Source organism: Mycobacterium sp. UNC410CL29Cvi84, assembly GCF_000686745.1.
In the GTDB taxonomy this organism is placed as follows: Bacteria; Actinomycetota; Actinomycetes; order Mycobacteriales; family Mycobacteriaceae; genus Mycobacterium; species Mycobacterium mucogenicum_B.
On the sequence record NZ_JMLM01000014.1, the window covers coordinates 187,111 to 197,944 of the forward strand.

Below are 10,834 nucleotides of genomic sequence, written 5' to 3' on the forward strand. Positions count from 1 at the left end.
TCCTTTGCCGAGAGAGTCGTTCACTGTCCGCCGATGCCGGCGCTCGCCAGCCACTTCTTGGCGATATCAGCGAGGTTGGCGCCGGTGGCGGCCTGGGCGTTCATCGAGATCAGGTCGTCTGTGGTGAGTTTCGCCGACACCGCGTCGAGGGTCTTGGTGACGGTGTCGTTCTGCTTGCCGGCCTTGATCAGTGGCACCACATTCTCCGCCGCGAACAGATTCTTGTTGTCCTCCAGGGCCACAAGATGATTCGCCTTCAGGCCCGGGTCGGTGCTGAACAGGTCGCCCGCTTGGATCTGACCATTGGTGAGAGCTGTCATCGTCAGTGTTCCGCCTGCGTCGAGGCTGACGAAGTCCTTGAAGTTGAGTCCGTACACGTCGCGCAGGCCGACCACACCCTGCTGGCGGGTCTTCCATTCCGCCGGGCCGCCCAGCACCAGTTCCCCAGCAACCAGGCCCAGGTCGGAGATGGTCTTGAGCTTGTACTTGTCGGCCGTCGCCTGGGTGACCGCGACGACGTCCTTGTCCTCGGCGGCCGACGGGGTCAGCATGGCGATCCCGGCGGGGAGCTTGCCCTTGAGTTCGGTGGTCACCGCATCCTGCGTCGCGGCGGTCGACTTGGGGTCGAGATGGCTCAGCAACGCTCCGGTGTATTCGGGAACCAAGTCGATCGACCCGTCCTTCAAGGCCTGGAGGTAGACCTCTCGGCTGCCGATGTTGAACTGCTCCTTGACGCTGACGCCCTTGGCCTGCAACGCCTGCGAGTAGATGCTGGCGACGAGCTGGCTTTCGGTGAAGTCGGCGGATCCGATGATGATCTGCGATCCCGCGGAGCCCTTGTCGCTCCCGCCGCCGGAGAGCGGGTCTCCCCCACCTCCGCCACACGCGCTGAGCGCGAACACGGCAGTGGCGGCGACGATCGAGAGGATGCTGCGCTTCTTCATGGTGCTTTCTCCAAGGTGAAGGTGGTTACTGAGGTTTCGATGGGTGAGGCGGATTTGCTTGCGGCCCGGCGCAGGCCGGGAGACACGATGAGCCTGCCGATCCAGGCGAAGGTGAACTCGAGCACGATGGCGAGGAGGGCGACCAGGATTGCGCCGCCGGCCATTTCGCTGAAACTTGCTGTTGCCCGGCCGTCCAGGATGAACCGGCCGAGGCCCTGCAGACCGAGGTACGCAGCGATGGTGGCCGTCGAAACGATCTGCAGTGTGGCGCTTCTGACGCCGGACACCAGCAGCGGCAACGCACACGGCAGCTGCACACGCAGCAGGATCTGGGTTCTGGTGAACCCCATGCCGCGCGCCGCGTCCACCGCGTGCGGATCGGCGCTCTGGATGCCGGCGTAGGTGCCGGTGAGGATGGGTGGCACGGCCAGCAGCACCAGCACGACGATGGTGGGCAGGATGTACACCAACTTGCCGGCCACCACCGGTGAGATGATCAGGAACAGCAGCACGAGCAGACCGAGGGATGGCAAGGCGCGCAGCGCATTTGCAAATCCAGCGACCACCGCCTCGCCACGGCCGGTGTACCCGATCACGATCCCGAGCGGGACCGCGATCGCAAGTGCGGCCAGCAGTGCGATGCCGGAGTAGAGCAGGTGGTACCCGACCTGCACGGGGATGCCGCCCGAGCCGGACCAATTGGCCGGGTCGGTGAACCAGCCGACGATGTTCATGACGTCACCGTCCGCTGCCGCCATGGGGTGAGCAGCTTGTTCAGCCAGATGATCAGCCCGTCGAAGATGATCGCGAGCACCGCACACAGGACCACGCCGGTGATCAGCGGAACGTACAGCCGCAGCTGAAAGCCTTGTGTGAAAAGCGATCCGAGCTGAGGAATGCCCAGCAGGGCGGCCATGGTGACGATGCTGACGTTGGACACCACCGCGACGCGCAGGCCCGCGGCGATCACCGGCACCGCGACGGGAAGTTCTACGAGCAGTAGGCGCTGCCAACCGCGGTAGCCCATCGCCTCGGCGGCGGCCACAGTGTCGTGCGGTACCGAACCGAGACCGTCGGCGACGACGCGCACCAACAACGCCAGGGTGTACAGCGTCAGTGCGACAACGATATTCACCGGATCAAGGATCCTGGTGCCGAGGATCACCGGCAGGATGATGAACAGGGCCAGCGACGGGATGGTGTAGAGCAGACCGGCGGTACCGACGATGGCGGCGTACCCGCGACCGGAGCGGTGCGCCCACCACCCCAGCGGCAGAGCCAGCGCCAGCCCGATGACGGTCGGGACCAGAGTGAGCCAGGTGTGGCTAACGGTCAGCGAGACGATGCGGTCGACGTTCGACGAGATCCAGTTCATGCCGAGACCGCCTGTGATTCCTTGGCCCGTCGGATCGCGTCGATGATGTCGTGGTCGGTCGCGGTGCCGAGGAGCACACCCGATTCGTCGGTGATCACACCCCGCCCACTCGGGCTGGACAGCGCGGCGTTGAGCAGCTCGCGCAGCGGGTCGCCGCGGCGGGCGGTGGTACACAGTGTGATGTCGCCGTCGAGCACCGTGTCGCCGGACAGCGTCGTGGTGTCGACCCAGCCGAGCGGGGACCCGTGCGCATCGACCGCGAGCACCCACCGCCCCGAGCCGGACTGGATCGCCGAGACCGATTGCCCCACAGTGATCGTCGGCTCCCGATGCAACGGCAGCCGGTCGTCGCCGGTGTGGAAGCCGAGAGCCCGGTAGCCGCGTGCCGAGCCGACGAAGTCTGCGACGAAGGCGTCGTGGGGTGCCGCCAGCAGTTCGGCCGGCGTCGCCGCCTGCGCGAGGGTGCCGCCTTCCCGAAGCACCACTACCTGATCGCCCAGCTTGAGCGCTTCATCGATGTCGTGGGTGACCATCACGATGGTCTTGGAGATATCGGCCTGCAGGCGCAGGAATTCGTCCTGCAACTGGTTGCGGACGATCGGATCCACGGCGCTGAACGGCTCGTCCATGAGCAGGAAGGGCGGGTCGGTCGCCAGCGCGCGGGCCACCCCGACCCGCTGTTGCTGCCCGCCGGACAATTGCCACGGATAGCGGCGGGCGAACTTGGCGTCGAGGCCGACGCGCTCCAGCAGTTCCATTGCCGCCGAACGTGTTTCCTTCTTGCTACCACCGAGCAGCCGGGGCAGTGCGGCGACGTTGTCGACCACCGTGCGGTGCGGAAAGAGACCGGCGTTCTGGATGACGTAACCGATCTTGCGCCGCAACGCCACCCGGTCCAGCGACTGGGTGTCGACACCGTCGAGTTCGATGGTGCCCGAGGTGGGTTCGATGAGCCGGTTGATCAACCGCATGGAGGTCGTCTTCCCGCATCCTGACGGGCCGACCAACGCGGTGATCTTGCCGCCCGGAGCGGTGAGCGTCAGGTTGTCGACGGCGACCGTGCCGTCGGGATACACCTTGGAGACGGTGTCGAATGTGATCATGACTTTCTTTCCGGCGAGCCTTGTTTCGTGGGTCCGCTCAGCCGGGCGGAGACGTCCGCGGCGGCCGAGACCAGCATTTGGCCGTACCGCGCCGTTTCGGGCGCGGTGAGCCGATAGCTCGGTACGACGAGGCTGAGCGCCCCGACGATGCGAGCCTCCGAGCGCACAGGAGAGGCGATGGCGGTGACATCGGCTTCCACGCCGCGTTCCACCACGACATACCCCTCGGCGGGGATGTCACCGCGCAACGCGTGCCCGGCTGCCGAGGCGTCCAGGGGTACGGTCCGACCCACCCAGTTGGCGTGCCGAACCGAATGCGTGCCCTCGACGATGTTGAGATAGAGCGCCGTTTGGCCGTGTCCTCGGACCGACAGATAGGCGGACTCGCCAGTTTCGGCAACCAGCGCGTCCATGGCCGGTTCGGCGAGATCGATCAGGAACTCGTTGCTCAGGGCCTGTGCGCCGAGCTGGATGATCCGCCCACCGGGCCGGTAGGTGCCGGACTCGTCCCGGCTGACGAAGCCGGTTGTTTCGAGCGTCCGCAACAACCGCAACGCCGTGCTCGGCGCGAGTTCACATTCCCGTGCGCTGTCGACGAGGTTCGTCGCACCGGACTCGCAGACCGTCGCGAGTAGTGCCAGTGCCCGTTCGACGGTCCGAGTGGACGCTTCCGCCACTGCGACCTCCTCTCCTTGACGACGAAATGTAGGAGCTCAACGTTTCGACCAACGCACTCAGCGTTGCCACTAAGTAAAATTCACTTTCCATCTAGCGGCAAGATATGGCTTTCGGCGATGATAGGACCGATCGCGCGCCTGCGGTAGAGAACGAGGAGAATTACATGATTGAGCTGACCGGAGCGGGCACGATTGGCGACGTCGTGACGCTCGCGGACCGTCGCGATCAGGTCTGCGTGGCACCGGCCGTGCTCGACGGGGTGACCGGGGCACACCGGCAGGCGGCCGACCTGAGCGCGCGGTTCGCCACCTACGGCCGCACCACCGGAGTCGGCGCGAATCGCAGCACGCCGGTGGCACCGGATGATGACGACTACGGACTGCGCCTGTTGCGCAGCCACGCCGCCGATGCGGGTGATCCGCTCGACGACCGCACGGTGCGCGCCATGCTGGCCGTGCGGCTGATCCAACTGTGTGTCCCGGGCGCGGGCCTGGATCCGCGCATCCTGGGCGGCCTCGAGCGCATGCTCAACGACGATGCCCTGCCCGAACTGCGGCACTACGCGTCGATCGGCACCGGCGACCTGGCAGCACTGGCCGGCACCGCCCTCACGTTGATGGGCGAACGCCCGGCCAGCCGCCCACTGACACCGATGTCGCGGTGGGGCGCAGACAGCGCACTACCGTTCATGAGTAGCAGCGCGCTGACCGTCGGCCGCAGCTGCCTGGCCGCCGACGAACTGATCCGGCTGGAACGCGCATCGAGCGTCATCTACATGCTGAGTTTCCTTGCGCTGGACGGTAATCCGTCTGCATTCGCCGCGGCGGCCGCGCGCGCGGCCGCGGCACCGGAAGTCGATGCGCTGGCCGCCCGCCTGCGGTCGTTGTTCACCGGCGCGGGGCACCCCGATCACCGTCCGGCGCGTATCCAGGATCCGTATGGCCTGCGGGTCTACCCCGTCTCCCAGGCCAGCGTTGTCGCGACACTGAATTCCCTTGTCGCACAGCTCGAGCGGACGCTCAACACGGCACAGGAGAATCCGCTGTTCGATGTCGACGGGGATCAGGTGGTGCATCACGGCGCCTTCTACCAGGCTGCGCTGTCCCTGGAACTCGACGGCACCACGCTGGCTCTGGCGCTGACCGCGCCGATCACCCACTCCCGAATCCGGATGCTGAACGACCCGGAGACCAACGGCCGCAACGCCTTTCTGGCAGAGGCCGAAGACGGCTCATCCGGACTCATGATGGTCGAGTACGTGGCCGCCGGGGCGATCGCCGAGATCCGGGCCGCCGCACAACCTGCGTCCGTCGGGACGCTCGTGCTGTCGCGGGGCATGGAGGAGGACGCCACGTTCGCCTCGCAGAGCGCGCTTCAGCTGGAACGGTCGGTCGCCGCATACCGGGTGTTGTTGTGCTGCGAGCTGGTCGGCGCCGTGCGCCTGTTGCGGCAGCGCGGTCTGCACCACAGCTTCACGGGTGTCGCCGGACAGGCGATCACCCTGGCGGCCGATCTGCCCTGGGACGACACGGACCGAGACCTGCGTGGTGACCTCGCCGCGGCCCAGGACTTGCTGGACGATCTCGGCCGCCTCGTCCCCGAATCGGTCAGCTGAGGCGGCCGATGACCGCCTCGGCCGCAGCCACGAGCGCCCCGTCCCTGGCCAATTCGACGACCGCTTCGATCTCGGGCGCCAGGTAGCGATCCGGGCCGGGGCCGGGGACCCGGTCCCGCACGGCGGCGATCACCGCCGCCGTACCCGGCGCCGGACGCAGCGGTGCCCGCATCTCGATTCCCCGTGCGGCGGTGAGCACTTCGATCGCCAGGACCCGGGTGAGCCCGTCGATGGCCTTACGCAGCTTGCGGGCCGCCGACCAGCCCATGGAGACGTGGTCCTCCTGCATCGCCGACGATGGGATCGAGTCGACGCTCGCAGGCTGTGCCAGGCGCTTGAGTTCGGAGACGATGGCGGCCTGCGTGTACTGCGCGATCATGTGACCGCTGTCGACACCGGGATCGTCGGCCAGGAACGGGTTGAGGCCACGGCTGCGGGCCGCGTCGAGGAAGCGGTCGGTGCGCCGTTCGCTGATGCTGGCCAGGTCGGCTACGGCGATCGCGAGGAAGTCCAGCACATACGCGACCGGGGCGCCGTGGAAGTTGCCGTTGGACTCGACGGTCCCGGCATCGGTGATGACGGGGTTGTCGACGATGCCGGCCAATTCCCGGTCGGCGACCGTACGGGCGTGCGTCACCGTGTCGCGAACGGCGCCGGCAACCTGGGGTGCGCAGCGCAGCGAGTAGGCATCCTGCACCAGCGCGCAGTCGGGTCCGCTGTGGCTGGCGACGATGGGTGATCCGGCCAGCACCCGCGTCATGTTCGCGGCGGCGACGGCCTGCCCGAGCTGGGGCCGCAAGGCCTGAAGATGCGCCGCGAAGACCCGGTCGGTACCGAGCAGGCCCTCCACGCTCATCGCCGCAGCAATGTCGGCGAGTGCCAGCAGCCGATCGAGATCGGCCAGCGCCAGCACCAGCTGGCCGAGCATTCCGTCGGTCCCGTTGATGAGCGCCAGGCCTTCCTTCTCGGCGAAGGTGACCGGCTCCAGCCCATGCTCGCGCAGCGCGTCGACGGCCGGTAAGAGGGCGCCGTCGGCGGTGCGGACCTGGCCTTCACCCATGACCGCGAGCGCGACGTGCGACAGCGGCGCGAGATCCCCCGAACAGCCGAGGCTGCCGTATTCGTAGACAACCGGCGTCAGTCCAGCCGACAGCAGTCCGGCGTAGGCCTGGGCGACCTGCGGTCGGACCCCGGTGCGACCCGTCGCCAGCGTCGACAGCCTGAGCAGCATCATCGCCCGGATGACCTCGCGTTCGATCTCAGGGCCCGACCCCGCCGCGTGCGAGCGAATCAGGCTGCGCTGCAGCTTCGTTCGCAGCTCATGGGGAATATGGCGGGTGGCCAGCGCACCGAAGCCGGTGGAGATTCCGTACGCCGGGGTGGGATTCCCCGCGAGCGCCTCGATGTGGGCCCGACTGGCCGCCATGGCGGCCACCGCATCATCGGCGACCATCACTTCCGCGCCGTCACGGGCCACCCGCACTACATCATCGGCACTGACGGGGCCGACACCCACCGCAACCTGGACCATCCGACGATTGTGCCTGCCGCCACCGGCCGGCCGGTATTGCCGCCGGGTGTTCTAGCCTGACTCAGGTGACCAACCCCGTGGCGCTGCGCGCAGGCATTCCACCGTTCTATGTCATGGACGTGTGGCTGGCCGCGGCCGAGCGGCAGCGCAGCCACGGCGACCTGGTGAACCTGTCGGCGGGACAACCCGCCGCGCAGGCACCGGCGCCCATCCGGGCGGCCGCTGCCGAGGCGCTCGCCAATGACAACCTCGGATACACCGTCGCGCTGGGCATTCCCGAGCTGCGTGAGGCCATCGCGAAGTCCTACCTCGACCGGTACGGCGTCGAGGTGGAGCCAGACGCCGTCGTCATCACCACCGGATCCACCGGCGGATTCCTGCTCGCGTTCTTGTCCTGCTTCGACGTCGGCGACCGCGTCGCGGTGGCCAGCCCCGGCTATCCCTGTTACCGAAACATCCTGTCGGCCTTGGGTTGCGAGGTCGTCGAGGTGCCGTGTGGTCCCGAAACCCGTTTCCACCCAACCATTTCCATGCTGGAGCAGCTCGACCCGCCGGTGAAGGGGCTGATCATCGCCAGCCCGAACAACCCGACGGGGACGGTCCTGCCCGCTGAGGATTTGGCGGCTATCGCCACCTGGTGCGACGCCAACTCCGTGCAGCTGATCAGCGACGAGCTCTACCACGGGCTCATCTATGACGGCGCGCCCGCGACCAGCTGCGCCTGGGAGACCTCGCGCAATGCCATTGTGGTGAACAGCTTTTCGAAGTACTTCGCCATGACCGGCTGGCGGCTGGGCTGGCTGCTGGTGCCCGAACCGCTGCGCCGGGCCGTCGATTGCCTGACCGGCAATTTCTCCATCTGCCCGCCGACACTGCCGCAGTACGCGGCCGTCGCGGCGTTCACGCCCGAGGCCATCGCCGAAGCCGACGCCCTGGTGCACCACTACGCGGAGAACCGCGCGCTGCTGCTCGCCGGGCTGGCCGACGTCGGGCTCGACAAGCTGGCGCCCGCCGACGGCGCGTTCTACGTCTACGCCGACATTTCGGACTACTCCACCGACTCGCTGACGTTCTGCGAGAAGTTGCTGACCGACACCGGTCTGGCGATCGCGCCGGGCGTGGATTTCGACACCCAGCACGGCGGATCGTTCGTACGGTTGTCGTTCGCCGGACCGAAGTCCGACATCGAAGAAGCGCTGCGCCGGCTGGGTCCCTGGCTCGCCGCGTACCGGCAGGGGTAGCTGTCGGGTTTGCCACACAAGGGGCGAGAACAAACGGCAGGCCGGTACCATCGGTCCGCAATGTCCCAGGAAACCGACAACCCAGAACCGGAAGTTACCGACGACTTACCGGTGAACCGCGAGGGCCTCGAACGGCACGGCATCAAGCTGTCCACGCCCATCGGTGAGATCGCCATCGCGATCTCGACGCCGCGCGGTGGTTTGGCGATCCCGAAGCGATTCGACCCGCTCGGCCTGGCCAACCGCGCCCTCGGCGTCGCGAAGTTCGGTTTCAAGCTGGCCGCCTGGGGCGGCGAGCAGATCGCGATCGCGACCAAGACCACCGTCGAAGCCATCGAAATGGCCCCCGAGCGCTCGCCGGCGCCCGCCCCGCAGAAGCAGCCCGCCAAGGAGTCCCTGCACGGCAAGCTCGGCGGACTGCTGGACCGCGCCCTCGACCAGAGCACCGCCGACGGGAAGACCGAGCTCTATCACCGGCTGCTCGATCAGCTGGTTGCCGACGAAGCCCGAATCATCGGCGCGCTGTCCGACAACGAGTCGTCACCGCTGGTGAACATCTACCCGCGGAACCGCAGCGTCGCGACGCTGGAGAACGCGTGCCTCATCGGCCGCACCGCCAACGTCGCGCTGCCGCAGATGGTGCCGCAGTACGTCAGCCACCTGCTGGCGCTCGGGCTGGTCGAGACCGTCCCCGAGGACCCCGACCTGAAGGCCGACTACGAGATCCTCAGCGCGGAGTCGATGGTGCTCAAAGCCATCAAGGATGCCTCGCGGGGCCCCTTCCCGGCGCGCGTCGAGAAGCTCGCGCTGCGGCTGTCGGAGCTGGGCCGCGGCTTGTGGCAGGCCGCGATGCAGGACGGGTCGTAGTCGACCTTTCCCGGTCGGCCACACGTTGATCGTGCGCCCTGGGTCTTCGCTTCTCGCACTTTGCATGCGCCCGCGCACGGTCAACGCCCACAAGGCATTTGCTTGTCAAGTGCCCAGCATATTCACGTACACGAATGTGCAGTCAGAGCGGAGCAACCGCGGCGTATTCAAGGGATCGATGCAACAGTTGGCGGATTCAACAGTAGTTCGTCGAGGGCTTCGGCGGGTGTTCTCCAGTTCAGGGTTGCGCGGGGTCGGCCGTTGAGTTCGGCGGCGACGTTGTCCAAGATGCCCGGGCCGTGCAGCGACAGGTCGGTGCCTTTCGGAAAATACTGGCGCAGTAAGCCGTTAGTGTTCTCGTTGGTGCCACGCTGCCACGGTGAATGCGGATCGCAGAAGTAGATTCTTAGGCCGGTGGCCTTGGCGATCGTGGCATGGTTGGCCATCTCTTTGCCCTGATCCCAGGTCAACGCGCGGCGCAGATGCTCGGGCAGTTCAGCCATTTTGGCCACAATGGCCTCCTGCACCGCGAGTGCGCCGTGATTATCGGGCAGGTGCAGCAGCATCACGAAGCGAGTGCTGCGCTCGACCAGGGTGCCGATCGCCGACCCCGAAACGGTGCTGCCAATGATCAGATCACCCTCCCAGCTCCCCGGCACCGCGCGGTCGGAGAAGGCGGCGGGACGGTCGCTGATCATGACCATGTCCCGGATACGGCCGCGCCGTTCCCCAGAAACATTCTGGGAGCGGCGAACTGCCCGCCCGGTGCGCAAACACTGGTGCAGCTCGCGGCGCAGCGAGCCCCGTCCTTGCACGTAAATGGCCTGGTAGATGGCCTCGTGTGACACCCACATCTCCGGATCGTCGGGGAAATCCTCGCGCAGCCGGCGAGCGATCTGCTGCGGGCTGTGCCGCAGCTTCAACCGAGTCTGCACCTCGTTACGGAGCCTGTCATCGAGGGCCAACCGGCCCGCCTTGGGACGCCGGGCGCTCTCGGCGCTGCGATCGTGCGCACTCAGAGCCCGGTAGTGCACAGTGGCACTGCGGCCGCCTTGGCGGGCCCCGAACGCATGTTTACGCCGATACCCCGACTTGCGCCCCTCATAGCGGTTACGCAGCTCGCAGTTGTTGTCGACCTCACGCTTGATCGTCGAGGGTGCCCGCCCCAGACGCCGCGCGATCGACCGCAACGACTCTCCGGTACGCACACCGACCTGGATCTCGATGCGTTCTTCTAACGCCAGCCGCCGCCGAGGGCCCGACGAATGAGGCTGGTAATCACAAGGTTTCACCCCACCAGCGTCACGGAACCATCGCTGCCCGCAGCCCTCTGACACACCGACGGCTAGCCCGGCATCCCCCGGACTAAACCCCTGCCGGACAAGAACCCAAAACGTCCGCATCCGTGCCCGCAACACCAGATTGGAACCCACAACACTCCTCAATCAGACGGGTGTTGCATCGATCCCTTGAATACGCC

Annotated in this window: 10 protein-coding genes; 3 read left to right on the top strand and 7 right to left on the bottom strand. The window is 67.0% G+C overall.

Annotated elements, in window-relative coordinates:
• Nucleotides 1–20 precede the first annotated feature (20 nt).
• Genes BR47_RS0120680 through BR47_RS0120700 form a run of 5 tightly spaced genes read right to left on the bottom strand, consistent with a single transcriptional unit; the run spans nt 21 to nt 4,099 of the window.
• Complete coding sequence (locus BR47_RS0120680) at nt 21–944, bottom strand: ABC transporter substrate-binding protein (RefSeq protein ID WP_029120651.1); 924 nt, start codon at nt 942–944, stop codon at nt 21–23.
• Nucleotides 941–1,702, bottom strand: coding sequence for an ABC transporter permease (locus tag BR47_RS0120685; RefSeq protein ID WP_029120652.1), 762 nt, complete (start codon nt 1,700–1,702; stop codon nt 941–943). Before BR47_RS0120685 ends, BR47_RS0120680 begins: the two co-directional genes overlap by 4 nt.
• Nucleotides 1,675–2,319 (bottom strand): ABC transporter permease, encoded by a 645-nt coding sequence (locus BR47_RS0120690; protein WP_029120653.1) that lies wholly within the window; start codon nt 2,317–2,319, stop codon nt 1,675–1,677. The genes BR47_RS0120685 and BR47_RS0120690 overlap by 28 nt, the downstream gene beginning before the upstream one ends.
• The gene (locus BR47_RS0120695) at nt 2,316–3,422 is read right to left on the bottom strand and encodes an ABC transporter ATP-binding protein (RefSeq protein ID WP_029120654.1); all 1,107 of its coding nucleotides are present in this window, start codon (nt 3,420–3,422) and stop codon (nt 2,316–2,318) included. Before BR47_RS0120695 ends, BR47_RS0120690 begins: the two co-directional genes overlap by 4 nt.
• Entirely contained in the window at nt 3,419–4,099 is a 681-nt protein-coding gene (locus BR47_RS0120700) for an IclR family transcriptional regulator (RefSeq protein WP_029120655.1), read from the bottom strand. Before BR47_RS0120700 ends, BR47_RS0120695 begins: the two co-directional genes overlap by 4 nt.
• Before the next feature lie 164 nt (nt 4,100–4,263).
• Between BR47_RS0120700 and BR47_RS0120705 the strand changes: the two genes are divergently transcribed.
• Nucleotides 4,264–5,715, top strand: coding sequence for an aromatic amino acid lyase (locus BR47_RS0120705; protein ID WP_029120656.1), 1,452 nt, complete (start codon nt 4,264–4,266; stop codon nt 5,713–5,715).
• Here BR47_RS0120705 and hutH read toward each other — a convergent pair.
• Nucleotides 5,708–7,246 carry a histidine ammonia-lyase gene (gene hutH, locus BR47_RS0120710; RefSeq protein WP_029120657.1) on the bottom strand — a complete coding sequence of 513 codons (1,539 nt, stop codon included), beginning with the start codon at nt 7,244–7,246 and terminating at the stop codon, nt 5,708–5,710. The two genes, BR47_RS0120705 and hutH, sit on opposite strands and share 8 nt — an antisense overlap.
• Before the next feature lie 65 nt (nt 7,247–7,311).
• Between hutH and BR47_RS0120715 the strand changes: the two genes are divergently transcribed.
• On the top strand, nt 7,312–8,487 hold the full coding sequence (locus tag BR47_RS0120715; RefSeq protein ID WP_029120658.1) for a pyridoxal phosphate-dependent aminotransferase: 1,176 nt from the start codon (nt 7,312–7,314) through the stop codon (nt 8,485–8,487).
• 60 nt (nt 8,488–8,547) lie between these two features.
• Nucleotides 8,548–9,354, top strand: a complete 807-nt coding sequence (locus BR47_RS0120720) for an Abi-alpha family protein (RefSeq protein WP_177127413.1) — start codon at nt 8,548–8,550, stop codon at nt 9,352–9,354.
• Nucleotides 9,355–9,521: 167 nt separating this feature from the next.
• On the opposite strand, the gene BR47_RS0120725 is transcribed toward BR47_RS0120720, so the two are convergent.
• Complete coding sequence (locus BR47_RS0120725) at nt 9,522–10,757, bottom strand: IS30 family transposase (protein WP_051634881.1); 1,236 nt, start codon at nt 10,755–10,757, stop codon at nt 9,522–9,524.
• Between the last annotated feature and the right edge of the window lie 77 nt (nt 10,758–10,834).